Genomic DNA, 26,421 nt, shown 5'->3' on the forward strand with positions numbered 1-26,421 from the left:
GAACCAGCAAGTAACCACAACCAAGGGGGTCAAAATTCAACCGACGCTACGGGGTCAATTTTCGACCGTCGTTGACATCCTCGCCGATGCGTACCCAAGCATCCTGATCACCAACGACATCCAGCGACGACTGCGAGCCAGGTTCGGCTGCAACCACCGTTACCGCCGGGAAAACGACGACCCGCAACACATTCCTGCCTCACTCCCCCGTGACTGCAAGTTCGGGAACGACTGCCCGGGTCAATGCTGGTACGCCCAGGCATATCCGCAGCTACGCCGACTCGCCGCGCTCGGCATCATCGAGTGGTACCCGGCTCACGCCGGCGGGCTGTCCGCGTCGTGGCGCCTGGCCGACCCCGCCAGTGACCTTCCCGACGATCCACCCCCGGTCGCTGTCATCGACTTGGACGGCCCGCGCGTGTAGTCGACGCCGTGGTGCGCCGATAGACACGGCTGTCCCCCAACCAATACCATTCGTACCTATGTTCGACAGTTGGGCGGGTTCGCTGGCTCCCAGCGTCCGGAGGGCCGTGAGCCCGCCACGACCGGTCCTGGTCGACCTCACCCGAATGATCCCCGCGCCCGATGACGCCTTCCGACTCGATACCGTGCCAATGTGGACGAAACTCGACGGACTGGACGTCAGCTGCGAGGTCACCGGCCTCGTCCACGGATGGGTCAAATCCGCCCGGGGAAGCTGGCTGGCGCTGGTTAGCGTCGATATTCCCACTGGAAACCGCGAACGCCAGGCAACCGTGCACCATTTGTGCGCGGCCCGCGCATTGACGCCGCTACCGCCGAACACCACACCCGCAACACTCCTGCGGAACGTCCAGCCCTGAGCGTGCACCGTCGCCGAGGCGACGTGCGGGACGTGGCCAGAGGCGCAGCTACCGGCCGCGCACTTCGAGCAGTCAGTCGAGTAATTCGTCGGCGGTTCGATTCCACTTCGCGGCGCGGTCGCTATGGCCAGCCGCCGTGCATGTCAGTGCAATTCAGGGGCGCGGTCGCCGTGTCCGACGAATCGGTAATGAGCCTCTGTATCCGAGCCGCCTGTTACAGAGAGGTCGCGCACATACCAAGATCGCTGACCATCGCGCTTTGCCGTCCCGAAACTGCTGGGGTAATCGGACGGTTGCGCGTATACCAGGCAGGCGACGTGACCATCCATGCTGCCGCCGCGAAAATGTTTGTGACCCGCACATCCAGTGCGTCCATTGGGACAACGCACAGAATCGGACACCTCTGCTCCTAGATGAAGTTCTTGTACTCGGCCGGCAGGGTCGCGTACAGGCCGTCGGCCAAGTCGTCTTCGGTGATGAGGGTGACTGCGTCGTCCGGGATATCGGACCCGATGTCCGGATCGGCCATGTCGACAGCGTCGAGGCCGAAACTGTCCATCATGCGCAGGTTCCGGATGGTGATGGCGCGTTCGACGATGTTGCGGGCGAATCGACCGTTGTTGAGCTCGTCGATTCCCCGGATGGTGTCACCGTCCTCGGTGATGGTGATCTTGTTGTACAACTTGGTGAATGGCTCCATCAGGACGCGCGCCAGGGCGCCTGGATGAACGGTGCTGTCGCCGTGCTTGATGATGGACGCGGTGATCTCCAGCAGGACATCGGGCGGATACGTCTCGAACCGGATGGTTGTGGAGAACCGGCCCTGAAATCCGCGGTTGTAGTCGATGACTTTTTGGACCGCCGCCGGGTAGCCCGCGGCAATCAAAACCGCCTTGTCCCTGTTGTTTTCCATCCACGGGACGATCGCACCGATGATGGCCTGACCGATCGGGTCGCCGCCGGCGAATCCACCGTGCAAGAGCTCATGGAACTCGTCGAACAGCACCACGCCGCCGAGCGCCTTCTCAAGCATCGTGCTGGTCTGGAACTCGACATCACCGACGTGTGGTCCCGCCAGCTTCTCCTTGCTCGTCTCTTCGACTTTCGACGTCGGCAGTACACCGAGCCCGCAGAGCGTCTTCGCGATCGCCTTGGAGGTCTCGGTCTTGCCTACTCCGGGCGGGCCGGTCATGAGCAGGTGGTTACTGATCACCGGGTTGCGTAAGTTCTTGCGCTCCCGCACGATTCGCGCCAGCGTGTTCGCTTTGAGCATGCGAACCTGGTTCTTGACGTCATCAAGGCCGACCATGCGGTCCAATGTCGCTTGGGCTTCGGCGAGCTGTGCGCGGGCGTCGGCCGCGTCCTTGTCGTCTTGCCGCTGCTGGGGTGTGCGCCCGGTAGCCGGGTCCCAGGGATCGTCGCGGGTTTCGATGGTGGCCTGATCGACTACGGAGATGCCGAATGTTGAGTCCGCGAGGGCCGTACGCGCCAGTTCGTAATCCGGCCAGCGCAGCAGCACATCGCCCAGAACCGTGCGGGCGGTGTCCTCATCGCCCTGTGCTCGGGCGATCATGGCCCGCAGGTAGGTGCCGTCACGCGCCACCGGGTCTTCGTGGACGGCGGTGTTCAGAGGGAAGGGCGAATCGGTGGCGGCGTCCACCGCGGCGCTGGCCCGGTCGAACTTGCCAAGGTGCGCGGCTGCTTTGGCTTCCAACAGGGCACTCGACCGTGACAGCACGTCATCGTGCGTCCAGGCTTCACGCCCGGCCAGGGCGGTGAGCACGTCCGGCCAGCGTTCGGTCATCTGCATCAGGACAGCGCGGGTGAACTGGACCCGCGGGTCAGTGCGCAGCCCGGCCAGCACTCGGCTGGCTTCGTCGAACTTGCGGTCTCTGAGCAGAAGGCTGACGTAGGCCAGCCGCGCCGTGGTGACGTCGCTGATGGCCCAGGTCACGTATTCGACGCTGAACGTCACGTCCAGCTGCCCGGGGGTGACGCCGGCGCCGCTGATGCGCAGATCCGAGCCCAGCCGGTCGCTGGTCTCGGCGAGCCTGGACACCGTGCCGACTGACCAGTCGCCGGCGGCCATCCGAGCCAGCCAAGCGTCTGCCATTCCCGGATCGTCTTCGGTGGCCAGGCGCAGCACCTCCAGCGCCTTGCGGGGATTGGTGGTCAGCGCTTTGACGCCCGCGCGTAGTGCTTGAATGCTCCGAGGACTCATCGGCGGGGACTCCCGTTGGTTTGTACGCGCAGGTGGGACAGGATGTGTGCTTCGTTGCGGGGGCGCATGATGCCCAGCTCAATAGGCCGCGATCGTGCGGGAGTGTCGATGGCAATCCGGTTGGCGCCGATCTGACGGATGCGAATATCCGAATCCGAGGGCAGCGCTTCACCGACCGGCAGAACCGTGACCAGGGAGTGTCCGCGTTCGCCGCTTTCGCGCAGCACCCGCTGAGGCTCGGCTCCGTCGGCCACGATGAGGGTGGCGGTCGCGGACCGTTCCTGGCCACGGGCCATGGCGATACGCAAGTCATCGCAGATCGGCCGCCACAGCCCCGGCCGCTCGGTGTGAATCTCGGCGGTGCAGCCCGACGACGTCGCGCGCAGCACCAGCGCTTGCACGACGTCGAGGTCGGCGGCGACCGCGACGCGCAGGAACTTGACCGGATCGGTCCACGACATCAACAGTGGCACACCCGAGAGTTCGGCCATGCCGTGCAGGAACCCGGTCGGGCCGACCTGGACGGCCAGCGGCGCGCCCAGGGGCCGGGTCGACAGCGGCAGGCTCATGGATCGGTCGCCCATCGGCAGGGTCGCGGCCAGCGCCTCGAATGCCTGCCCGGGGACCGTCTTGAGTGTCGAGAGCGGTGGATGGGTTTGCGGGGCGCTGGTGTGGATGCGCACCAACGCGCCGACCTGGAGTTCCCTGGTCTGCTTATCGCGCGTGATACGCACCAGCACAACGGTTTTGCTTGACCGGATGGTCCAGAGGTCATTGAGGACGCGGGTGCTCAGGTCCGCGCCGGACATCTGATACGGCGTGACGTAGTCGTTGCCCAGCTTCAAATTGGTCCACCCTTCCTCATAGGCGGACAACTCCCGGCCGCCGAGCAGTGCGGTGGTCGCGGCGGTGATCTGTTCTACGCTGCAGGTGGTTGCGCGGCATCCGGATCGGACGACGGCTTGCCGGATGCGTTCGGTTGCGGCGGCGATGGCTTCACCTACGTCGCCGCGGTAGCGCAGAGCGTCCAGGCAGCCGGTGGGGCGCAGGCGCAGCACCAGCCAAGTCCGCCGCGAACCGACGGCCGAGCGGTCGCTGACCATCTCGTCGTACCGTGCGGTGAAGCGCCCATCGGGGGCGGTGCGGGCACCGTCGCTGAGCACATCCACCGACTCCAGCTCGAGTCCCCCGAACTGTTCGAGCAGCTCGCCGCACAATTCCAGCGGGACGGTATCGCGGGAGTCCGCCCCTTCGGACACCAGCACTGTGGGCGCGTAGGGACGGCCGTGCAGGGCGATCATCGCGATCGCGTACTGGCCGTCCCAGGTCAGGGCGCTCGCCCCGACACTGGGCAACTCAGTCGCGAACGGGGTGGGGACGGTTGCGCGGGCTTCGCGACGCCGCGCGCTACGGCGATTGCGGCGCAGCCGCCAGGCCCGCGCCGCCCATTCGATCGCAGTGGCGCCCCGGTAGTTGAGTGCGGCAATCACGAGGACCAGCAGTGCGATCGGGATCAGTGCCCACCACGGTGCGACAGCCACCAAGGGGGCGGCCAGAACCGTGGCGATCACCTCGGCGACGATGGCGCGGCGAATCGGCAGCCGCACCTGCCATCGGGGCAGCCGGTGCCCGGGCTGGTCCTCACTGAGGTCCTCAGCATCGAGGGTGCTCAGGTCGGTCACGTCCACTCGCGGCATGGTCACTGTCGGCGCTCCCTCATCACACGGCTGGCGAAGAACGCGGCCACCAGGACGGCGACGGCGATACCGGAGCCGGCGAGCGCGACGATCATCGGCAGCCGATCCGGCGGTGGCGGCGGTGGCGGTGGATGCAGCGGCCGAGTCAGGTGTTCAGGCAGTGTGGCCGGCCCCACCGGGACGTCATCGTTGAGGGCGGCGAGTGCGTCGATCGCCCCGTAGCCCATCCGGTTGTCCACCACGGCGCCGCCGGCCACGTCCTGTGGTGCTGCCGCTGGGGAATGCGCGGTCGCTTCGATGCGCGCGATCACCTGGGCGGCAGTCAAATTCGGGTATTTGGCGCGGATGAGAGCGGCCACGCCGCTGACGTACGGGGCGGCAAAGCTGGTGCCGTTGATGGCCTTGAGCACCCCCGCCTGCTCATCGAACGTCCCATTGATCACCGCGCCCTTGCCGTCGAGTCCTTCGACGAAGGTGCCGGGCGCTGCGACGCCGACCCACGGGCCGGCCAGGCTGATTTCACGGCCCTGCTGATCGACAGCGGGCTGACCGCTGCCGTCGGTCGCAGACACCGACAGCACATACTGCGAAAACCACGACGGCGTTGAGATGGTCACCACCCGCCCCCAGTTGCGGGGGTCCTTCGTGCTGGTGGCGTCGATGTCCGGATTCTGCGCGCAGCCCTGGTTGGCCAGGTTGCCCGCGGCCGCAACGATGACCACATCTTTATCCACTGCGGCGTACCGGATCGCCGCGCCCAGCGTGGTTTGATCGACCGGCTTGAGAACCGGGATGCACGCCACGATGCTCATGTTCAGTACCTTGGCGCCCGAATTCGCAGCCAGCACAACCGCTTTCGCCAGCGACGACACGGTGCCGGCCCGGCGGTCGTTCTCGACATCGGCCGAGGTCGGGTTGGCAGGCACGAACGCTTCGGACGACTGCCGGATCGAGATGATGTCGGCGTCCGGTGCCACACCGACCAGACCGTCGGTCTGCGAGGGCTGGGCGCCCAAGATACTGGCGACCACGGTGCCGTGAGAGTCGCAGTCCTGCAACCCATTTGCCGCCGGGTCGACGTAATCGCCGCCGCCGTGGACGTGCGCCAACCGGGGCGGGGAACCCGGCGGTCCGGGCGCGACGTTGACTCCCGTGTCGATCATCGCGATGGTCTGCCCAGCGCCCCGCCCAGCGGAGCGCCACAAGGCGGGGATGTCCATGAACGCCTGGGATGCGGTCGGCGCACCGAGGTCGGAATTGGGCAGCACACCCGTGGGGGTGCATTGCTTTTTCTGCTGCAGCGGTTCAGCCGGTCCGACCGGATCGGGACTGGGCACCGCGCCCGGGTCAACCACCGGCGGGTTGACCGCCGCAGCGGTACCGGTCACCAACGGGCTGACCATCACCAGCGCACTGACTCCTGCAATGGCCATCGCCTGGCCGCAACGCCGGCCGCTCATGCCCAGTTCCTGACGAGCTCGTAGATGTTTAGCAGCCACAGCAGCAGCGGCCACACCGCGGCCTGCAACGCGTACTCGAACCATTCGATGCCCTTGCGTACCGGCGCCGAGAACGCGCGCCGCGGCACGACAGCGGCAACCACCAGCGCTGACAGGCCCAGCGCAGCGACCAATCCGGCGACGACCAAGCTGACCGCCGGATTATGGCTGGACAGTGCATATTTCACGCCCAGGGCAGCACTCATCGCCAACGCCGTGCCCACGACAGTGACCGCAGCTGCCCGGTCGTCCAGTGCGCGGCCGCCGAAGACCAGAATCAGCGCGATCCCAAGCACGAAGCCCGTCGCCAACATCCAACGGCCCTGCCACGGTGATACCGCGCCGGCGGCACCGAGCACAAAGAACGGAGCGATGGCGGCGACGATCGCCTGCAGATACCCATTCGCTGCGATCTGCGCACGACTGAGTTCGTCAACGCTGGGCGTTCCTTCCGTTTCGGCCGCCACCAGCGCCTCAGATGCCATCTCGTCAGCGTCGTCGAAGGTGAGCTTGCCCGTCACCGTGGGGAACGACGGCATCGGTACCCGTGCCAGCGTGGCCGACAGCGCTTCGACCTTCTTGAGCACCAACAGCGCTGCTACCAGGGCACCGGTCCACAGGTAGATCATCGGTACGCCGAGCGCATGCAACAGACTCATCAGGCCCGCACCGATCGACACCATTGTCAGCCAGCACAGCAGGGCCGCCGGAGCCGGCCCCAGAACCCACAAGGCCACCGCCAGCACTGCGGTCAGCGCTGCCGCGAACACGACATTCCACGCCCCCGCCGGGCCGGGAACCGCGGTGTATCCCGCTGCGCCCGCCGTCACCAATGCCCCGGCCCACAACCCGTTGGCGACCACTGTGAGGTGCTGGCGCCACCAGGCGATCGCGCCGCCGGCCACCAGCAGCACCGCGATCGTCGCGCAGGCGACCGGCGGCACCAGCGGCCAGTTCACCCCCGCCGCGTGATTCAACGCCCACACCCGCACCAACAGCGCGGCCACGAGCGCTGCACCGATCGCGGCGGTCACGGCCGCCACCGTGGTGGCCGTCTGTGGCGTGACCGATTTGAAGCGCCGCGCATTGATGTCGGCGATGGCCGAGGACGCGTTCTCAATGACCGGCGTGAAGGACACCTCGGCGTCTTCGACGTCGAGGATGAGCAGGGTGCCGTCAGTGACGCCCTGTTCACGCAGCGACTCGCCGCGTGCCAAAGCTGCGCCGCCGACGCGCTTGAGCACCACCTTGCCGGGGGTGATCATGTCCTGGTCGTCACGCGGACGCAGCTCGTCGGCCTGGTCGATGACCTGTCTCAGCGCTTCGCTGACGACAGTGGCTACCACTTCGGTTGCCGGGAGCACCAGGTCGGTTTGCCGTCCGCCGTACAGCACCGCGACGCGGACCTGCTCGCGCAACCTGACATGGGCGCTGGGTTTGGTCCCGGCGCGTTCGGTTGTCGCGGTCATCGGGGCTGACCGCCCTGCCAGCGACCGTCAGCCGGCCACTGGCCACCGCCGTGGCCCTGACCGCCGCCCTGCCATGGACCTTGCGCTCCGCCGTTCCATTGTCCGGGACCGGCGTGTGGCCCCGGACCCTGCCACGGGCCGCCCGGCGTGGGCGGCTGCGGCGGCCGTGGCGGTTGTACCGGCTGCTGGGGGTGCTGGGGGGTGCGTTCGGCGGCTCGGGTGAAACCATCGGCCAGCGATGCCGTCGCTTCGACGTACGCCTGCCACGTCTGCGGCTGGAGTCGGCTGATGTCGATGGCCACCGCATCGCTCAGGTGCGGATCGAAACCGACAGTGTGGACCGAACGTACGACACGTTCGAAGTCCTTGTGCAGTTGCTTGACCTGCGAGCTGGCGTCAACCTTTTTGGTGTTGCTCACGATCACCACGGCCTCACGCACCAGGTGCGGATAGCCGTGCTCCATCAGCCAGTTCAAGGTGCGGCTGGCGGCTTTGGCCGAGTCCAGCGACGTCGTGGAGGGCACCACCAGCGCATCGACCGGCAGATAGTCCAAAATGGCTCGCGTCACGTCATCCAGGTGTTGGGTACCGCAGTCGACGATCGCGATCGGATACAGCTTCTGCAGCCTGCCCCACGCCTCGTAGAGATCCGTGCCCGACATCGGCACTGGGCCGGAATCCGAGCCGAGCACCTCCAGCCCCGAGTGCGAGTCTTTGCCCAGGTAGTTGCGGAAATCGCTGTAGTTGACTAAGTGCTGGTCGTTGTTGAGACCCCGCCATGACTCGGTGGACGGTTCATCGATCCGCTCGGCCAGGTTGCCCGAGGCCGGATTTCCGTCGATGGCCACGACTTTCTCGTCGCGGTACTGCGCCAGGACCGCGCCGATGATGGCCGACGTCGTGGTCTTGGTGACCCCACCCTTCTCCTGCATGACTGCGATGACGTAGCGGCCCCGCAGGTTCACCTTGAGCCGCCGTTTGAGGTCATTCCAATGCGCTTCGCTCGCCGACAGGCCGAGGTTGATCCGGGTGGCCTTGTAGAGACCTTTGCGCCACCCGGTCTGCGGTACCGGCTTGTACGGCGCAACGACGTTGCTTTCGTGAATCTCCGCTCGCGTGCGGCCCACAGACTTTGCCGACTCGTCCAACAACTCATCATCGCGGCGGGCGCCCACACCAGCGGGGCCGAACGGCGGCTGCGCAAAACCGGATTGCCCACCCGGTTGCGGCGGCGGGGGCGGGCCCTGCTGCCACTGCGGCGCGGGCCATTGCGGGGCAGCAGGGGCCTGCTCCCGGGGGACCGCACGGTCCAGGCCGGGGTGCGGCGGCGCGGGCTGGTGCTGCGGCGCCTGCGGAGATTGAGTGTGCCGGCCATGCTCGGGGCCGGGCTGCCCATGCCGCGGCGTGCTGATCGGGGGAAAACCGCCGATCGTCGTCGGTTCGTCGGCACTGCGCCCCGGCCAGGGCGCGTCGGCGCCCGCGGGCGTCTGGGCGGCCAGTTCTTGGGCGGCCAGTTCTTCGGCCTCGCGCATCATTCGCGCGTGCGTTGCCCGGTCGAGAATGTTGGTGCCCTCGGGATCGGCCGACAGGCCCAAGGGGTTCGGTTGGACCGATTCCGCGCCGGGTTCCTGCCCCCCGCCCTGCGGAGCCGACGATTCGTTCCCGACATACCGCGAGAGGAAATCGTCATCGAAATCGTCATCGTTGCTCTGACTCACTGGCTCTCCCACAAGTTTCGTGCCAGAGCCGGTGGCCCGGACACCCCCAATATCCATACCGTCAAAATAACACAATTGAAGCAATAGAGGCAGTACGTAAACACATCAATTGTGTGTTTACTTGTACCGCGAATGGCCCTCCCAGGTGGTCCCCACTGTCGCCAGCAGAGCGCGCAGGGCGCTCCCGCCGGCATCCGCGGTACCAGGAACAATCTGTGTCCACCACGTCCGGTCCTCCCCGACGACAGGTCCGGTGACAATGCGGCCCTCCACGGTGTCGGTGACCGCGGCCGACGCCAGCGCGAAGTGATCACCCCGGGCATCGTGCACCTGCAGCGCGAATCCCGCCTCCATCAGCGGTTGATCGGCGGCCAACGTCAGGATGCGCCGCTGTTCGGGGGTCAGGTCCATCGACCCGAGCGCCGCGGCCGGGGTGTGATCGCCCTGCACGATCTTGTTAAAACCATCCAGAAGCGCCGCTGTGCGCACGGTGACCGGGTCGAAGGCAGCGGGTGCGACCGGACCGAAACCCCGGTCGCACAGCTCCATGATCCGCTCGAACAACACGCGCATCGACGGGACCGAGCCGACCTCCTCGATCGTGACATTGACAGCGTCGGGGCCGCCACGGGAAATCGCCGCATGCTTACCGTCGCGCCGCGCGATCACCATCCGGAGGCATTCGACACCGGGGCGGCGCACATCGACCACCAACGCGATGTCGGGGGCGCTGAGAATTTCCAGCCACCGCGCCACGGTCGGATGCACCTCGTCGTCCTCTGTGATCGCGCCAGCCTCGCGAAGAATCGGAATGCCTGGGTGCCACGTGGGCCGGCCTGAGGCAGAAACGTAGGGACGCAACAGCATCGAACCTGGAAGGTGCTCGATTCCGCACAGCGCCTGCAGCAACCACGTCCCTTCGCACGTGGTCTCAATGGCGTCGATCGGCTGCGGGCCGCGCGGAGCGGCGGCCTGTCGCTTGATGAAAGTCGGTGGGCGCGTCATCGTGCGGCTGCTTTCTCTGTTCTGTCCTGGCGTTGGTCCTGGCCGTGTTCACGCAACGGCCCGGCAAAGGAAACTGGAAGTGGCCGTTTCCGGCGTATCCAGCCCTTCGCCGGGCCGCGGTGAATCGACCAGCAGGTCAGTTAGACGTACTGACCTGCCGACTTCTGGTCGGCGTGGGTCATCTCCTCGTTGGCCTGCATGAGCACCTTGCCCGCCTGCTGGATGGTGGCCTGGGACTGCGCGTACTTCTGGTTGACCGCGGTAATCGCGGCGTTGAACGCCGCGCTACCAGCGCCGCCGAAGTTGTTAGCGTTGGCCTGCACAGTTGCCAGGCTGCGCTGGTGGTTCTGATCGGTCCGTTCGGCGGCGTGGCCAATCTGGGAGGCGACTTCGGCGATCGCCGGCGTTGCGTAGTGAATCAGCACGGGAATGTCCTTTCGATGAACGTGTGTGTTGGTTGTCTTGGGTAGTGAGCGGGTCGGCTAGACGATCAGGTTGCTGATGCCGCTGATCATCGACGCGCCGTCGTCGTCGGCCGTGCTCAAGATGTGGCCGTTGTTGCTCATCTTCTGCGAGTGGTCGGCGAACGTGGTGCTGAACTGCTGCCCCTGGTGCTGCAGCTGCTCGCCGACCATCTGCATGGCCTTGCCGGCGCCGCCTTTCATCGCGGTGGCCAGCGTCTCCATGGAGGCGCCCAGCGCATTCATGATCGAGGCCTGCTCGTCCGAGATTTCCTGAAGTGAGCCGGAATCCCGGCCGATGCCTTCAAGATCACCGAAAATGGTTGAGTCACTCATGTCTGATATGTCCCTTCATAGCTGTAGATGAATCGTTGATCGGTGCGGTTACCCGCCTGGTTTGTGCGTCGGTTCATCACGACGGCCGTGTGATGCCCTCCTCCCCCCGGAAAACCGCCCCCGAACCGCCGGTAATGACCGGCACGGTTGCTGGCGCACGGTAAAGCGAGGCCAGAGACGCCAGCGGGGTGCTGCGACGCTCTTTGCCTGCGTCCTGCTTGTCCTGCTCGCCGCCGCGAGCTGCCATCGGCCCCATCATCGCGCCGCTGCTGCCCATTCCCGCGGTGCTTGCCGGCGCCCCCGAGGCCATGCGCGCCTCGGTGAGGCGCGATACCGTCGCCTCCGGGTTGGCCGTGGCGGCGTTGATGGTCGGAGCCGACGCAAAGCCGGCCGGCCCCCGAAATGCACTCAGACCACCCAAACCACCGCCGCCTCCCCCGCCGGCGCCGCCCAGCCCGGAGACCAGGTTGGCCGCCACAGGGCCGCCGGCCCCGGGCGTGGCCGAGAGCCAATCCGCCGACATCGACGACGCCAGGGCGTCGGTGGTGTTGCCGCCCATGCCGGTTTGCAGCATCTGCGTCAACGGGCTGAACGCCGACTGCCCCATCTGCCCGAGACTGCTCAACGGGCCTCCGCCACCCAATTGGCTGCCCATCGACCCGACCTGCTGCAGCGGACCCATGAAGGCCTGGAGAGCCTGCTCGGGGCTGCTGGCCAGGTCTTCGGCCTTGTTGCTATTTGGTGTCGGCATTGAGGGCATTGACGCCGCGCCTTGGGTCGCCGGGGGTGGTGGCGGAAGCGGCGGAATGGACTGCACACCCGTCGCCGAGGCGGCGGCGTAGGAGTATTTGTTGCTGGCGGCCGTGACCCACATTCGCCCGTAGTTGGCGCGGTTGATCCCGATCAACGGGGTCAACATGCCCAGGAAGTTGTTGGCCTGCAGCACACCGTGTTCCGTCTGATTCTCCAACACCTCCCCGGGCGTGGGCGTGGCCGCTTTCAGGGTCTCAAATGCCAACGCTGTGGCGTGGATGGCGGCACTGGCCTCAGAAATCTGCCCGGCCGCCATCGCCTGCCACAGCATCAGCGGAACCTTCGACAGGACCGCCAGTTCCCCGGTTGGGTCCGGCCATGAGGCCGCCAGTGCGGCGTTGACCGCCTCCTGACCACCCAGGTTCGCGATCAGCCCCGAAGCCACGGCCACCAGGTTTTCAGCGGCAGCGATGAACGACTCCGCGCCCGGACCCAGCCAGAAGCCAGCACTGTTCTCTTCCGGAGGGAGGGCTCCCCATGCACCTGGAGCAGTCATCGTTGCGCCTTAACCTTTTCCATCGACCTGTATCAGACGATGTCGCCGATGATCGCGTAGTTGAGGGCGTCGGTCAGGTCGGTGATCGCCGACGAAAGGCCCAGGGCCACACCGTGTTCGGCGTGGAAGGCGGCTCCCGCTTCCAGCACCGCCGATGCCTGGCTGGCGAATTCGGCGATCTTGGCGGCGTTGGCGGCGGAGATTTCTTCAATGCCCGGGGGCACCACTGCCGCCGATGCGGCGGTCTGCCCGCCGTGGGCGGCCGCCTCGCCGGACAGGCCCGCCGCCATGCCCGAGGCGGCCATCACAGCTTCGGGTTCCAGAGAAATAAAGCTCATCACAACTCCTATGTTTGGTTGGACTTGCCGTCAGTGTACACACGACAATGCAAGTAATGGAATACGTAAACGCCTGATTGTTCACTCATGATGCAACCGGTGATGCTGGCCGCACCAACTGCCCAAAATCACCCCGATGGACACCCCCTATATCCGCCCTTACCACCATTATCCCAATACCTGCGCCGTCTTGCCGACACTAATTTTCTGACGTCCTACGCCTCGAGGACCGGCGATCACGGGCACTACTCGGTTCCCTCCACCAGTAGCGGAGGCAGCGCGATCTGCATGAGCTGTCCGCCGGCTTTGCGCTCGTACAGTTCGCCGCGCCCCGGTGCCCGCGACGCCGGCCGCACCTGGTCGATGATCTTGTCTGCCGGGTTTCCGTCTAGGACCACCACCGAGGCACCGGCAGTGTTCATGGCGCTGAGCAGTTTGTGCGACTGTCCCTTGGCGTACCAGTTGTCGATCGTGATCGACGCGATGATGTGCAGGTCCAGATTCTTCGCCGATTCGGCCGGCCCGACCAGCGGCGCCGTCAGCGAGCTGAGCGTGTTCGCCGGCGTGAGCAGGTGCAGGTCGTCGATGATGATGAACCATTTCGGCCGCACCACGTTCGCACGCCACTGCCGCAACTCGCGTGGATGCAGATTCGCCGGCGGCTTGCGCATCTCGAGCCTTTGCGCCAACTCGGCGCTGGCTTGAGCGATCTCCTTGTGCTGGTTCAGGTACACCGTGCGGTAACGGTCGCTGATCGCGTCAGCCAGGTCCTCCGACGGATCGAACGCGATAATCTGCGCCTGTTCGGGGGTGTAGCGCTGTTGAATGGCGGCGCACACGGTCTGCAAGAACACACTGCGACCCGACCGCGAGGTTCCGGTGCACCACGCGTGAGGGTACTGCTGCAGGTCCAGCCACACGGTGCTCATCTCCCGTTCGCCGATACCCACCGGCAGCGCGTGACGCGGCGCGGTAGTAGGCATCGGCGGCAGGTCATCGAAGTCAACCTCGGCCGGCAGCTGCCGCAGCCGTGGCGCGGGGCCGAACCCACGGGCGGCCCACTCGGCTGCCACGGCCTTGGCGGTCGCCTCCGTCGCCTCGGTGTCACTGAGCTCGGTGAACTCCGACAGGTACGGCACCGCAACCAGCATGTGATTGCCGGAGGCGACCAGGCCCCGGCCTTTCTGCTTGCTGGGCACATCCTCGGCGGCCTGCCGGTCCATCTTTGAGTCGGACTTGTCGCCCAGCTTCAGTTCGACTTTGGCCAGCAGCTTGTCCTCGTTTTTGATGGTCAGCCACTTGTCGTTGGCGATGATGACATGCACGCCGAAACTCAAGGACCCGTCCGCCAGCGCGATGATCCGGTCGTGGATGTCGAGCATTTCCGTCTTGAGCTTGCTGATGTTGTCGACCACCAGAAACACGTCGCCGTGCTGGTCATCGGGCACCGGCATCTTGTTCGGGCCGAACTTGGCCGCCCGGTACCGCGCCAGGTCCAAGCCCGACTCGCCAAAGCGTCCCCATTCGCGCTTGCGGTTACGCAAAATCCGCTCGACCTCGGAGACCACCCGACCGATGCGCTCGTCGTCGCCGGTCGCTGCGATACCGCTGACATGGGGAAGGCTCGCCAGGCTCGCCAGCTTTCCACCACCGAAGTCAAGGCCGTAAAACTGCACGCGCGCAGGGGAATTGGCCATCGCCAACGACATGATCAACGTCCGCAGAGCCGTGGACTTGCCGGCTTGCGGCGCACCGGCCACACCACCATGGGTGCTACCCAGGTCGACCGCGACGACATCCTGAGAATGCCAGTACCAGTCGTCTTCCCGGCCGTACGGCGCCACCAGGCCTGAATCTTCGGTGAAATCCTGCCAGCGCTCCCGGTGCCAGTACTCGGTGACGATCTCGTCGATCGGCAGCTTCTCGGTTTCTTCCAGGTCGGGCTTCCACATCCGGTGTCCGCGTGGCAAGGTACGCGCGGCCTCGCAGATGCGGTCGACCATCAGTTGGTCGACTGTCTGCACCGCCGCGTCGGAGACGTCGGCCTCGTCGAACTCGTCCTCGTCCTCCATCCCGATCGTGTCCGGCAATGCGGACATCGCACTGGTGAATTTGGTGACCGGCAGATACTGGCCTTCGGCGCGATCCCGTTCCGCTGCACTGATTTTCGGCGGCGTGTACGGACCGGAGGAGTAGAAGGCGCGGTAGCGGGTGTGTTCGTCGTCGACGACCAGGAACGCCGATCCCGGCGGGGCGTCTTTGCTCTTGAATTCGTCGTACGCCCGCGTTGAGCCGATCGCGGCGCGCGATTCGCCGGCGGTTTTCACCTTCATGCCGATCGCGAACTGCTGCTGCGAGTGCATGCCCTGCGCCTTGCCACCCTCCACGCGCTGAGAAGCGTTGAGAATGTGAATCCACAACGATCGCCCCAGGCGGGCGACCTCGTCCATCGTGCCGCCCATCTCCGGGAGCAACACCAGCATCTGGGCGAACTCATCGAGGACCAGCACCAGCGCGCCGATCGGCTCCAAATCGGTGCGCCCCGCGGCGCGGGCCGCCTCATACTCGCGCACACCCTTGAAGCCCGCAGCCTTCAACAACTCCTGGCGCCGACCCAACTCGCCACGCAACACCGACTGGAATCGAACCAGCTTGTGCCGGCTGCCTTCCAGGTTCGACACGAGGCCCTCAACGTGCGGCAATCGTTCCAGATCGCCCAGACCGGACTCACCCTTGAAATCGCCCAGCAGAATCCGCAGCTGCTCGGGCGAATGGGTGGCGCACAGCGCCAGCACCAGCGACTTGAGGTGTTCGGATTTGCCGGAGCCGGTGATGCCGACCATCAGCCCGTGCGGACCCATGCCCGCCTCGGCGGCCTCCTTCAAATCGAGCTCCGCCACCACGCCCGCTGGGGTCTTACCGAGGGGAGCTCTCAGCCGGCGTGCCGGGGTTAGTTCATTCCAGGTCAGCCGTGGATTCCACGTTCGCAAGTCGAAAATGTTCAGCGCATCGGTGAAGTCCTGGCCAGCACGCGCCTGAGCCGCCTGCTGGGCCAACAACTTCTCGGCCTCGTCGGTCGGGGTGTACTGGGCCAGTGAACGGGCCAATGCTTCGGCTTCGTAGATGGGCATGACATCCGGGACCGCGGCAAAACGCAGCCCGGACGGTACTTCCTTGGTGATGGCAACCATCGCGAGAATTCCCCCTTATGCTTTCGCTGCTTTGAGCAGATTGACCGTGCCGTGCTCATCGGTCGCCACGAAAAATGCCGTGTCACCGGTAGCCAACACACTGAGCTCGTCGCCGGTCGCTTCGAGCACCGACACCCCCATCCGGCCCTCTTCGGTCAGAATCGGCGTGGCATTGGCTCCGGGCAGGTCCAGCACGACGACCAGCCACCGCTCGGGCGACTCGCCGCCCTCCTGCCGCGCTTGGAACGGCCGCCGCGACGCCAGCGACGACTCGAAGCGCTCCATGAATGCACCCACGTCCGAGAACATGAGCCTCGCCGGCCCACAGGCATCGACGAACTGGTCATCGCCCACGTGGGGTAGCCATTTCGCCCAATCCCAGGCCTGCATGTCATCGGTGATGATGGCGACCTGGACGTCGTCGGGTCCGTGGAACACGCACAGCTGGCATACCATCGCGCGCAGAATCCCCTGCACCGTCTCGCGCAGCTCCGGCTCGGCGAAAAAGCTCCAGCCTCGCTGATCAAACAGGTGCAGCGGCCGGGGAACATCGTGGATGACGTTCTGGGCTCGCAGCAGATCACGGGCTGCCACCGTGGTGACCGTCTCCCGGAATTCCGGTGGCGGAACTTTCGTCGGCGGAAGGAGTTTGGTCTGTAGCCGCGTGATTCCGACACCCATCCGCACGTGACCGAAATTGCGGGCATCGGGGGTGCGTTCCCACATCCGGTCGGTGCCCACCAAGGTGCCCAGCGAGCCGTCCTGCGGGGTGGGATGGTGGTAGGAGATTTCGGTTGCCTGCGCGCGACCCGCTTCATGAATCTTGACCCGCTGCTCGTCGATTCCACGCAAGTACACCGCGCGGTCTTGGTTCAGCGCTGCACCGTGGTCCTTTTTGCCGTTGGAGCCCATTCGGTTACGCATCATGCCGACCATCGACACCATCATCATCGGGAAGATGAAGAACGAGGCTCCTGAAAGTTGGCGTGCGCCAGACAAATACAGCGACACCATCAGCACGATTGCGGCGACCACGAACATGACGACCCACACCCAGGTCGGCGGTTTCGCCGGCGCGGGGCGGGTGATTTCGGCGGGGTCGGCGATCTGGATCGCTTCCTGCGGAACGAAGGGCGTGCTGACTTCCTGCCGAATGAAACCGGTTGTACTCACGTGCTACGCACCTGCTTTCGGGGTCTGGATCGCCGCCGCGTTCTGATCGGGCATCAAGGTGTCATGCTGGGTGAGGGCAGCCGACTTCGACAGGGCCGGGCCAGCGGGCAGCCACTTGATCACCGCCCACGGCGCCGGCGTCGGCGTCACCTTGCCTTTGTCCAGCCCCAGCGCCTGGCGACTCTGGTCATCGCCGTTCGATCCCGCCGCAGGCACACCGAATCGGGTTCCGTTGTTGCCGATGAACCACAGGCTCTCACCACGTTTCGAATCAGCCTGCACACCCGTGACCTGCACGTAATTGGCCGCGTTCGGACTGACGAACACCTCGTCCGCAGTGTTGGGTCCGGCACTGACGAACGGCACCACGCGACGCTCGTCACCGACCGGGATCGGCAGCCGCCGCCCCGAAATCGTCGAGACCTGCGCCTGCGGTTCGCCGTTGGTACGCCGCCACATCACGCACGTCACCGGCTCATTGGTCTTGTCCAGCAACTTGACCAGCCCCGGCGGATACACGCTCGTGTCGAACCCGACCGCCTGCGGCATCGCCGTCAGCGCCGCCGATTTGGCCACCATCACCTGCGCGCCCGGCACCACCGCAGCGTTGATGATCATGGTGGCCACCGTCTGAGGGATGCGCTGCACGCCGGCGGGCAGGGCCACGAAGAACTGAGGATCACCGGTGACGTCCGACACTTTCATGACGCTCCCCGACACCAGCGGCAAGGTCCCACTGGCGTAACTCACCGGCCCACCGGGGTTCGGGATGTCCGGAACCCGCAGCGGAGCCGTCGGGGCCAACGCCTCATACAAGGCACGAGACATCGCCGCCGGATGCAGGTCGCCGACGGGCAGCCCCAGCGCGAGTGTGACCGGCTTGTCCGCCAGGTCGATCGCCGAACGATGCCCGTCAGTGACCAGGAAGTTCTCACCGCCGTAGGTCATCAGCGCCGCCTCCGGAGAGACGATGGTGTGCGCCCAGTCCCCCAGCGTTGCCAGGCCGTCGATCACGGTGGTCCGCGGAATGACTTGGGAGCCTTGCGATCCCAGCTTGTCGCACAGCGACCACCCGGTGTCGCCCGGTGAGCGGACCCCCAGATCGTCCGGAGCGCCCTGGATACCCAGGATCGGCCCGATCGGCTGTTTGAGGATTTCCGACATCGGCACCAACGTCGGGTCCTGGGCCTGACCGGTGATCAGCCGGGCGCTTGCTTTGTTGAGCACCGGATGCCACGTGCCGCCCACGTCGACATAGACACCGTTGGAGCCACGCGCCTCCACCATGCTCGACTTGCCGATCTGACCCTGCGGCTTGATGAACGCGATGACGCAGAAGATCCCCACGATCACAATCGACGCCACGAAACTCACCCGCAGCGCGGCGATCGAGTTCTTCGACGGATCGTGCACCAGGCGCACATTGCGCCGGCCGATCGCCACGGCAATCCGGTGGCGCAGGAATCGCCACGCCGAAACCTGCTCTAATGAAGCGTAATTCAAACCGCCCGGCGGCATCTCTCTCCCCTTTACCCCTTCATCGCGTCTGTCTATGCGGCCCGTCTGACCTCGAATGAGCCAGAGGGCCAACGTCCGATCCTCACGGGCACACCCCGCTGCGGCGCCTCCACCGTCTGGTGGTCGTTCATCACCAGCATCACGTGTTGCCACGCCCCGTCCTGCCGGTTGCACAGCAGAATGTCGCCGGGCTGCGCCTGATTCGGCGGCACGCGCACACCCCAGTTCGTCATGTCGTACGTGGTGCGCGGAATCGCGATCCCAGCCTTGTGATAGGCGTACTGCACCAAACCCGAGCAATCCATACCGACGCCAGGCTTTTCCCCGCCCCACTCATAGGGCACGCCCAGCTGGGTCAATGCGTTGTGCACGATCTGATCCCCCACCGCGCCGCCCCCGTTGCCGCGCACCATGCCCGCCAGCTCGGTGGTACTTCCGTTCCCCTCACCGCCCGGACCGGACTGACGGGCCGCGCCGCTGAACAGGTTTCCGAGTGCGCCCAGGGGTGCCAGGGGCATGCCGCCGCCCATGGGGAAGCCGCCGCCCATGCCGCCCATCGGCATCTGGGGAAGCTGCGGCATCGCCGGCATCGTCGCCATCGCCGGAGCAGCCCCGGCGGGCGGGTGCCCGATGCCCTGGTAGCCCGCGGCGTTCGCGTTGGCTGACGCAGCGTGGGTGGAGGCGTCAGCGCCGCCCTGATCCAAGGTGGACTTGGTGTCCTCCAGATGCCGTTTGATGGCCGCTACCAATGCTTTTTGGCCCTCAATCGTGTTGGTGGACATGCCCATTGCCTGCACATCGGCGACCGCGGTGGCGATCACCGAGTCCATCCGGCCGCGCGAGACACCAGCGGAGGTCAGGGCTTGTTGCAGCTGCGCGCCGCTGGCCGCATCGTGCTCGCTCAGCGCCGCCAGGTGAGAGTCGATTTGTGTTGATTCGTGGCTGAAAGCGGTTGCCGCAGCGCCTGATCCGTCACCAGTACGATCCGGGCGCGGGCCAAGGTCAGGCGGGGGCGCCAACGCCACACCACCAGTGCCGAACGATTGGCGCGCCATACCCATCGCCGCCCCCGCAGCACGCACAAACCCATCCAAACTCACGATCAGTAACCTCCCGGTGCGTGATGGGGATTGAACTGGCCAACCGCCGACAAATTCGACCCGTCGCGCGCCACGTGATAGCGGCGCATCACGTAGTTCATCGACGCCGCAATGTTGGCGATCGGGTCATAGATGCTGCGACTGGTCCCCGGTTCGTGGTTCGCTGCGAACGTTGACGGGATGGTCTGCAAACCGCCACGTGACGAATTGGCCGGGGCACCATCGGCCATCCGTGCACCGTGAGCGTTGGAGTCACTGAGGTTCACCGCGTCCGGGCGGAAAGCCGACTCACGTTCAGCGGCCGTCATATAGCCGCGAGTCCAGTTCGCCCGCGCCACCGGATCGGTAATTCCCATATGGTCGAGGGCTTTCCCGATGTACGTACGGTACGCGTCCGGGCCGCCGGGGAACCCCTTCTTATGTAGATCGACCTCGCTGACCGGGATCGCCGCGGCCGAGGACGTGTTCTCCGAGCTCGGCACGTTGCCGCCGAGCCCATCGCCCACCGGGTTGCTCGAAGCGCGTCCGGCGTCCTGAGCGAACCCGGTGCGCGAGAACAGGTTTCCGAGTGCGCCCAGGGGTGCCAGGGGCATGCCGCCGCCCATGGGGAAGCCGCCGCCCATGCCGCCCATCGGCATCTGGGGAAGCTGCGGCATCGCCGGCATCGTCGCCATCGCCGGAGCAGCCCCGGCGGGCGGGTGCCCGATGCCCTGGTAGCCCGCGGCGTTCGCGTTGGCTGACGCAGCGTGGGTGGAGGCGTCAGCGCCGCCCTGATCCAAGGTGGACTTGGTGTCCTCCAGATGCCGTTTGATGGCCGCTACCAATGCTTTTTGGCCCTCAATCGTGTTGGTGGACATGCCCATTGCCTGCACATCGGCGACCGCGGTGGCGATCACCGAGTCCATCCGGCCGCGCGAGACACCAGCGGAGGTCAGGGCTTGTTGCAGCTGCGCGCCGCTGGCCGCATCGTGCTCGCTCAGCGCCGCCAGGTGAGAGTCGATTTGTGTTGATTCGTGGCTGAAAGCGGTTGCCGCAGCGCCTGATCCGTCACCAGTACGATCCGGGCGCGGGCCAAGGTCAGGCGGGGGCGCCAACGCCACACCACCAGTGCCGAACGATTGGCGCGCCATACCCATCGCCGCCCCCGCAGCACGCACAAACCCATCCAAACTCATCGGACACCTACATCGTTATGCGCAGCAGTGGGCGATGACCCGATCGCACGGCTATCACCGCGACGTCGCGTCATCGCCCACCCGCTCTCACACTCAAACAGCTTCTTAGGACGGCAACCCTGGCGGGGCTGCCGGCGGCTGCTGCGGCGGTGCCGCAGCAGGGCTTGCGGCCGGGGCGCCACCCTTGGGGGCCGCTGCGCTCGGGTCCATCCACCCCAGGAAATCCGGACCGGTGCCCACACTCGACAACGGCTGCGGCTGACCGGAAACGAGCACCTTGCCGTTACCCAAGGCCATCACCAGATGGTCCTGCCAGATACCCACGTCGCCGGCCTTCAACTTGGTCGGCGGAATCGGGTCGGTCACCGGAGTGCCCGGCGGAGGTACCGTCACACCCGCCTGATGCCACGCATCGGCCACCGTCGCCCCGCCAAGGGCGGCCTTGACCGCCTGCGCGCCCTGCACGGTGCGCGCTTCGGTGTCCTGCCCCCCAGGCAACGACACATGTGTCGTCGGAGCGGGTGTATTCGGGTCAGCACCCGGAGCGCCCTGATGGTTGCCGGCCAATTCCGTTGCACCACCATTGGTTCCGGTCGTCCCGGGGGCTCCCGCCGGCGACGTGTTGCCATTGGTCTCACTGCCCGGCTTGGCGCCGCTATTCCCCGAACCGCTCTCGGTGCCGTCCTTGAACTTCGCGTTCGACGGCCCATCACTGCTCGACGAGCCCTTGCTGCTATTGGGATCGTCATGGAAGGACGACGACGGATCACGGCCCAGCCCTTGAGCACCCAACCCACTCAAGGCACTTAGCGGATCACCGCCCCCGCCGAACGAGGGCATGCCGCCCCCACCGAACGACGGCATCTGCGGCATCGACATACCCGCAGGCATCATGCCCGCGCCTGGCATCATGCCCTGCCCGTACGGCGAAGTACCCGGAGCCGCCGCATTCACCGGCGCGCTCGACGGGGTCGTGCCCTGCTCGCTACTACTACCAGCCGGGCCGCCGCCGCTGGGGCCGCCACCCTCACCGCCGTTGCCGCCGTTGCCAGCGTTGCCGGCGGGCTTAACGTCGTCGCCACCGCCACCGATGTCGGCGTACTTCTGCGTCAACTCGCGCGTGTGACGGGCCTTGGCTTCGGCATCGGCGATCTGCTGGTCGATGATCTTCTTGGCCGCGGTCAACTTCTCCTTCAAGAAGTCCCGCAGCTCCTGCTGGCCAGCAGGAGTGTCCAGCCGAGGACCCAGTTCGGTGATCTTGTCCTGAACATCCTTGGTGATGCCGTCCAGCTGCTGCTGGCCCGCAGTCCCGGCCGCGTGGATCGCATCAATCGTGCTCGCCGCCGACTTGTCCAGCTCATGCAGCTGCGCGATGACATCCGCGACCTCGCGGCTCTCCTTGTTCGCGGCGTCAGTCGCCGCGCCCGTACCGGGAGCGGGAGCACCCGGCGGCGCGGGAAGCGGCGCCGGAGGCGGCGGGGGCGGCGGCCCGGGCGCCAACCCGCCAGGAGCAGGCGGAGGCGGCGGCGCTGCAGGAGGCGGTGCATCCGGACCGACATGGCCCACGTGAATCGGACCATTAGCGGTCGGATTGTCTTCCTTGCCCAACAGGTTCGCGCCGATTATCCCAGCAATCGGGGCGAGAGGCCCCAGCGGTGCGGCAATCGCCGTTCCCAAGACCCCGCCGAGAACGGTGTTGATCGGATCCCAATCATTCGACATCGCGGTGTTGCCCCTTCTAGAAGTTCAGCTTGCGTTCACGCGCGGACACCTCGCCGCGCTCGGGGTAGTGCCCGTCACGGTTCGGTTGAATGGACAGGTAACGGTCATGAGCCACGTCAGCGACCTTGACCACCCGCTCTCCCAACGTGTACGAGTCCCACCTCCGGAACGCATCGCTGAGGAATCGCACCCCGACGACGCACCCGTTGTCCCCCACCTCGACAGCGATGGTCCGCTTGACCGACACAGCCGAAGCCACAACCCGGACTTCTCGGGTGTCGTTCGCCGACTCCTCAGCAAGCTCCACGACAGCCCCTCTCAACACGTCACCAATTCATTACCACCAGCAGTTTACACACAAAGAAGCAATCGTGAACAGCGATGCTGCAACTGATTTTGTGTTGAACCGAAAGGCACCGTCAGCACAGACACAACCCCTGCTATGACGCCTGCCCACGCAACTGCTGCTCCAGCTCACCGACCTTGGCCACCACTGTCGATCCAAATCCGGCATGGATACCGCAGTACACAACATCCGCGAGCGGCGGCGGCGAGAACTTCCAGCACCGCACCAGCTCCACGACCTGACCCATCCGGAAGTACTTGCGATACACATGGGCAGTGTCGTGGTTGAGCTTCGATCCATCGAAATCCTGCGGCGCGTGAGTCTCGGGCCAGGTCAACGCCCCACCGTGACGCTTATCAGCCAGGCTGTCGTATAGCCCCCACCCGACAGCATCCGCAGTCCCCCGGTGTACCGCTCGCAGCACCGCAAGCTCGTCGTCGGTCGCCAGCTTGTCGCCGGACACATCTTGCTCAGCATGCGCCGCATCGACGACCGCTGCCGTCACATTCCAGGCTGCACCCAATGACACTTGAGGATCGCGACTTAGCGTCGCGATGCGATGGGCAAGACCAGGATCAAAGGCAGCCAAGCGATGCTGGTGCCCACCATCGAGACGCGGGGCCTCAACCGCCATAGCCAGAGCATCCCGATGCTGCATGCCCAGGAAATCCTGCACCCCCTCGGGGGCCTGCGGCCACAGTTCCGTGGTCACCATCGCTGAAAGCTGCGCTCCCACAGTCTTTTTGCGGAACAACTCGAAGTGATCCGCCAGAATCTTCGACGGCTTCTGGCATCCCATCCACCGCGTCGCCCACCCAAACGGCAGCACCGGATCAACCACAGCCAGCCGAGCCGTTGTCGGGAGCGCCACCGTCGGCGGAACATACCCGCCCCCGCCAGCGCTGGTCGCGATGATGATCTGCGACCCCACAGAGGTTTTCACCACGCTGACCGCCCAGACGATCAGCGACGGCCAGTTCTCGCACGCGCGAACCAAACCACCAAGTACCCTCTGCGCCAACAACAAATCCGGATTGACCTCGGTGCCAGAGGAAACCAAACCAGACGCGGCCCCTGCCGAACCATGCCCAGCCGCCATCACCGGCCCAGCAGCAGGACCGCCACCGCCACTAGTGCTACTCGAACCAGCGCCCGCAGGTGACGTTGGGGCAGACGGCGGCGCAGGAGTCGCGCCAGACGCGCCAGCCCCCGGAGCACTGTAGGGAGCCATCGGGCCACCAGCCATCGCGCCGGCAGGAGGCATCATGCCGCCACCGCCCATCGGCGCTGCGCCTGAACCACCCTGTGCGGCACCGCCGCCCATCTCCCCGCCCGACGGGCCGCCCCCCATCGGCACCCCAGCAGGAGTACTGCCCATCTGAGGCGCCACCGCGGCCGGCGGCTGTGCGGCGAAGGCGGCAGCCGCTTGCTGCTGCGAAAGCGATTGCGACACAGGAGAAACGGGAGCCGCGCTACCACCACCGGTTGCGCTCATGCCCGATGCCAGACCACTCTGGAAACTCGAACCCGCATTGGCCAACGGCGACGCGGACGCCGGCGACGTCGACGCACCGCCAGGCATACCGCCACCGCTGGGCATACCGCCCGGCATTCCCCCACCACCAGGCATGCCACCGCCCGGGGAACCCAGACCTGACGGCGGCTTCATGCTCGACCCAAGCCCGGACATACCCGAGCCCATACCGCCGCCAGACCCACCACCACGACCGCCACCAGCGCCACCGCCCGCGTTGGTAGGCATACCAGTCATCGGCATTTGGCTAGGCGCTTGACTCGGCGGTGTGGCTGTTTGCGTAGCGTCCCCGTTAGCCGCGCCCGGTGTAAGCGGGTTCTTCACGGGAGTTTGGTCGGCGTCCGGCGTCGCCCCGGGCTGCGATGCATCCGCAGCAGACTTGCCGTCCTTCGAAGCAGTCTTGGTAGTCGTCTGTGAGGCGTCGGGTGTGGTGCCTTTCTCGGCGTCCTTGCCCTTGTTCTCCTTGTTGTCCGACTGCTTGCCATCGGACTGCTTACCGTCGGGCGTCTTCTGACTGCCCGGACCATTCTGGGGAATGATGAACTTCCCGCTGAGCGCCTGGGTGACCTGCTTGACGCTTTCTGCCACATCGCTGTCGGCTTGTTGACTGTAAGTGGTCCACACTTGCATCGCCGCTGCTGGATTGCGGCTTTTCACGGCCTTATTGAATTCTTCTTGACCAGCTTCGGCGGTGTTGTCGATCAAGCCTTGGAGAACTTGGGTGTGGTGGGACGCCTGATATGCGGCCCTGGCTGCACTGGCGTGCTGGTCGTAGTGAGTGCTCCAGAGATCTGTGTTCTCGTCGTGTGCGGCGAGTAGGGCGTCACCGGCTTCGCCTTTCAGCGCCTCGGCGAATTGCGGCCGGTAGGTGTTCTTCGACGTCCCGATTGCTTCATCGAGGTCCCTGGCGACACCTGCATGGAATTCATGAAGGTCGTCGAGGAATTGGACCAAACTGTCCGGCGGACGCCGGCCGGCCTTGATCGCCATCGCGAACGGGCCTTCGCCGAGTTCGCTAGCGGCGTTCGCAGCGGTACTGGCGGCACCTGTGGTCTTCTTGGCCACAGAATCAGCAGCTTTCACTGCCTGGTGAAACAGCTGCATCCCGATGTGAGCACCGGACTGCGCAGCGGCAGCGGCCCCCCCGGTACTACTTTCCGCTCCCGCGTCCATTCCTTAGCCTCCGTAAGCCCTGCACAAATCCCAGACACGCTGGTCTGCGTTGTTAGCCGCATCCGCAGTCCACCCGACGGCGGGCCGTATCGCACCGCGCGTCTGTTCCCCACTGGCGGCTGCAGCATGCTGCCGCAGAAGCTGGAGGCTCTTATCGACTGCTTCACGAATCGTGCTATCAGCCGCCGAGTTGTCCCTCAGGGCGTCAGCGATGAAGTTCGCCGTCGGCAAGACGTCGAATGCTGTGTTCTGGGGTGACGGCATGGCGCGATAACCCGCGGCGAATCGCGTGCACAGGTCGACTGTGGCCGCGTGCACCTGCTCTGTGGTGGGCGCAGGCGGCGCGGCGGGTGCTGCCGCCGCGGGCGCCGAGCCGGTAGCCATGTGGTTGCCGATGAGTCCCCCGATTGCACCCGCGGTGAGTGCGATCGCAGCGGCACCGACGATCGCCGCGGTGATCAGCCCGCCCTTGGGGCTGCGCGGCGGCTGTGCGGGCGGGTAGCCAGGCTGCGGCTGCATCGGCGGCGGCAGACGCACCTCACCAGTGTTGGGGTAGGGCGACAGGACCGACGGGTGTGTGTACTGAGTGGCCAT

At 65.9% G+C, this 26,421-nt stretch carries 20 protein-coding genes; 1 reads left to right on the forward strand and 19 read right to left on the reverse strand.

What is annotated here, in order from left to right; all coding sequences use genetic code 11:
• Positions 1–424: hypothetical protein (locus ACJH6J_RS20130; RefSeq protein ID WP_406804448.1), on the forward strand; the 424-nt coding region annotated here is incomplete at its 5' end.
• A gap of 827 nt (positions 425–1,251) precedes the next feature.
• Here the strand turns inward: ACJH6J_RS20130 and ACJH6J_RS20135 are convergent.
• The 19 genes from ACJH6J_RS20135 to ACJH6J_RS20225 form a co-directional block, all read right to left on the reverse strand.
• A complete protein-coding gene (locus tag ACJH6J_RS20135; protein ID WP_406804449.1) occupies positions 1,252–3,063 on the reverse strand; it encodes an AAA family ATPase in 1,812 nt (603 codons plus the stop codon).
• Positions 3,060–4,760, reverse strand: a complete 1,701-nt coding sequence (eccE, locus tag ACJH6J_RS20140; protein WP_406775386.1) for a type VII secretion protein EccE — start codon at positions 4,758–4,760, stop codon at positions 3,060–3,062. The genes ACJH6J_RS20135 and eccE overlap by 4 nt, the downstream gene beginning before the upstream one ends.
• Before the next feature lie 2 nt (positions 4,761–4,762).
• Positions 4,763–6,220, reverse strand: a complete 1,458-nt coding sequence (gene mycP, locus ACJH6J_RS20145; protein ID WP_406804450.1) for a type VII secretion-associated serine protease mycosin — start codon at positions 6,218–6,220, stop codon at positions 4,763–4,765.
• Entirely contained in the window at positions 6,217–7,728 is a 1,512-nt protein-coding gene (gene eccD, locus ACJH6J_RS20150) for a type VII secretion integral membrane protein EccD (protein WP_406775324.1), read from the reverse strand. The genes mycP and eccD overlap by 4 nt, the downstream gene beginning before the upstream one ends.
• A complete protein-coding gene (locus tag ACJH6J_RS20155; protein ID WP_406775323.1) occupies positions 7,725–9,446 on the reverse strand; it encodes a MinD/ParA family protein in 1,722 nt (573 codons plus the stop codon). Before ACJH6J_RS20155 ends, eccD begins: the two co-directional genes overlap by 4 nt.
• Positions 9,447–9,563: 117 nt before the next feature.
• Complete coding sequence (locus ACJH6J_RS20160; RefSeq protein ID WP_406804451.1) at positions 9,564–10,355, reverse strand: ESX secretion-associated protein EspG; 792 nt, start codon at positions 10,353–10,355, stop codon at positions 9,564–9,566.
• A gap of 236 nt (positions 10,356–10,591) precedes the next feature.
• The gene (locus ACJH6J_RS20165) at positions 10,592–10,876 is read right to left on the reverse strand and encodes a WXG100 family type VII secretion target (protein WP_406775321.1); all 285 of its coding nucleotides are present in this window, start codon (positions 10,874–10,876) and stop codon (positions 10,592–10,594) included.
• A 57-nt stretch (positions 10,877–10,933) separates the two neighbouring features.
• Positions 10,934–11,248, reverse strand: coding sequence for a hypothetical protein (locus tag ACJH6J_RS20170; RefSeq protein ID WP_406775320.1), 315 nt, complete (start codon positions 11,246–11,248; stop codon positions 10,934–10,936).
• Positions 11,249–11,324: 76 nt separating this feature from the next.
• Positions 11,325–12,557 (reverse strand): PPE family protein, encoded by a 1,233-nt coding sequence (locus ACJH6J_RS20175; protein WP_406775319.1) that lies wholly within the window; start codon positions 12,555–12,557, stop codon positions 11,325–11,327.
• 32 nt (positions 12,558–12,589) lie between these two features.
• On the reverse strand, positions 12,590–12,895 hold the full coding sequence (locus ACJH6J_RS20180; protein ID WP_406775318.1) for a PE domain-containing protein: 306 nt from the start codon (positions 12,893–12,895) through the stop codon (positions 12,590–12,592).
• A 245-nt stretch (positions 12,896–13,140) separates the two neighbouring features.
• Positions 13,141–16,086 carry a type VII secretion protein EccCb gene (gene eccCb / locus ACJH6J_RS20185; protein ID WP_406804452.1) on the reverse strand — a complete coding sequence of 982 codons (2,946 nt, stop codon included), beginning with the start codon at positions 16,084–16,086 and terminating at the stop codon, positions 13,141–13,143.
• A 15-nt stretch (positions 16,087–16,101) separates the two neighbouring features.
• Entirely contained in the window at positions 16,102–17,259 is a 1,158-nt protein-coding gene (locus tag ACJH6J_RS20190) for a cell division protein FtsK (RefSeq protein WP_406775316.1), read from the reverse strand.
• 3 nt (positions 17,260–17,262) lie between these two features.
• Positions 17,263–18,849, reverse strand: a complete 1,587-nt coding sequence (eccB, locus tag ACJH6J_RS20195; protein ID WP_406775315.1) for a type VII secretion protein EccB — start codon at positions 18,847–18,849, stop codon at positions 17,263–17,265.
• Positions 18,810–19,877 (reverse strand): C40 family peptidase, encoded by a 1,068-nt coding sequence (locus tag ACJH6J_RS20200; RefSeq protein ID WP_406775314.1) that lies wholly within the window; start codon positions 19,875–19,877, stop codon positions 18,810–18,812. Before ACJH6J_RS20200 ends, eccB begins: the two co-directional genes overlap by 40 nt.
• 2 nt (positions 19,878–19,879) lie before the next feature.
• Complete coding sequence (locus ACJH6J_RS20205) at positions 19,880–21,052, reverse strand: transglycosylase SLT domain-containing protein (protein WP_406775313.1); 1,173 nt, start codon at positions 21,050–21,052, stop codon at positions 19,880–19,882.
• A 105-nt stretch (positions 21,053–21,157) separates the two neighbouring features.
• Positions 21,158–22,552 (reverse strand): DUF4226 domain-containing protein, encoded by a 1,395-nt coding sequence (locus ACJH6J_RS20210; RefSeq protein WP_406804453.1) that lies wholly within the window; start codon positions 22,550–22,552, stop codon positions 21,158–21,160.
• A gap of 238 nt (positions 22,553–22,790) precedes the next feature.
• Positions 22,791–23,081 carry a hypothetical protein gene (locus tag ACJH6J_RS20215; protein ID WP_043988372.1) on the reverse strand — a complete coding sequence of 97 codons (291 nt, stop codon included), beginning with the start codon at positions 23,079–23,081 and terminating at the stop codon, positions 22,791–22,793.
• Between the two features lie 133 nt (positions 23,082–23,214).
• The gene (locus ACJH6J_RS20220; RefSeq protein ID WP_406804454.1) at positions 23,215–25,719 is read right to left on the reverse strand and encodes a hypothetical protein; all 2,505 of its coding nucleotides are present in this window, start codon (positions 25,717–25,719) and stop codon (positions 23,215–23,217) included.
• 111 nt (positions 25,720–25,830) lie between these two features.
• Entirely contained in the window at positions 25,831–26,421 is a 591-nt protein-coding gene (locus tag ACJH6J_RS20225; RefSeq protein ID WP_406775310.1) for a hypothetical protein, read from the reverse strand.

It is taken from the genome of Mycobacterium sp. SMC-18 (assembly GCF_045310895.1).
Taxonomy (GTDB): domain Bacteria; phylum Actinomycetota; class Actinomycetes; order Mycobacteriales; family Mycobacteriaceae; genus Mycobacterium.

Excerpts from the sequence above, each read along its gene's own strand:
- ACJH6J_RS20135 (WP_406804449.1), bottom strand. The coding sequence starts at position 3,063 with ATGAGTCCTCGGAGCATTCAAGCACTACGCGCGGGCGTCAAAGCGCTG.
- eccE (WP_406775386.1), bottom strand. The coding sequence starts at position 4,760 with ATGCCGCGAGTGGACGTGACCGACCTGAGCACCCTCGATGCTGAGGAC.
- mycP (WP_406804450.1), bottom strand. The coding sequence starts at position 6,220 with ATGAGCGGCCGGCGTTGCGGCCAGGCGATGGCCATTGCAGGAGTCAGT.
- eccD (WP_406775324.1), bottom strand. The coding sequence starts at position 7,728 with ATGACCGCGACAACCGAACGCGCCGGGACCAAACCCAGCGCCCATGTC.
- ACJH6J_RS20170 (WP_406775320.1), bottom strand. The coding sequence starts at position 11,248 with ATGAGTGACTCAACCATTTTCGGTGATCTTGAAGGCATCGGCCGGGAT.
- ACJH6J_RS20175 (WP_406775319.1), bottom strand. The coding sequence starts at position 12,557 with ATGACTGCTCCAGGTGCATGGGGAGCCCTCCCTCCGGAAGAGAACAGT.
- ACJH6J_RS20180 (WP_406775318.1), bottom strand. The coding sequence starts at position 12,895 with ATGAGCTTTATTTCTCTGGAACCCGAAGCTGTGATGGCCGCCTCGGGC.
- eccCb (WP_406804452.1), bottom strand. The coding sequence starts at position 16,086 with ATGGTTGCCATCACCAAGGAAGTACCGTCCGGGCTGCGTTTTGCCGCG.
- ACJH6J_RS20205 (WP_406775313.1), bottom strand. The coding sequence starts at position 21,052 with ATGAGTTTGGATGGGTTTGTGCGTGCTGCGGGGGCGGCGATGGGTATG.
- ACJH6J_RS20225 (WP_406775310.1), bottom strand. The coding sequence starts at position 26,421 with ATGGCCACTCAGTACACACACCCGTCGGTCCTGTCGCCCTACCCCAAC.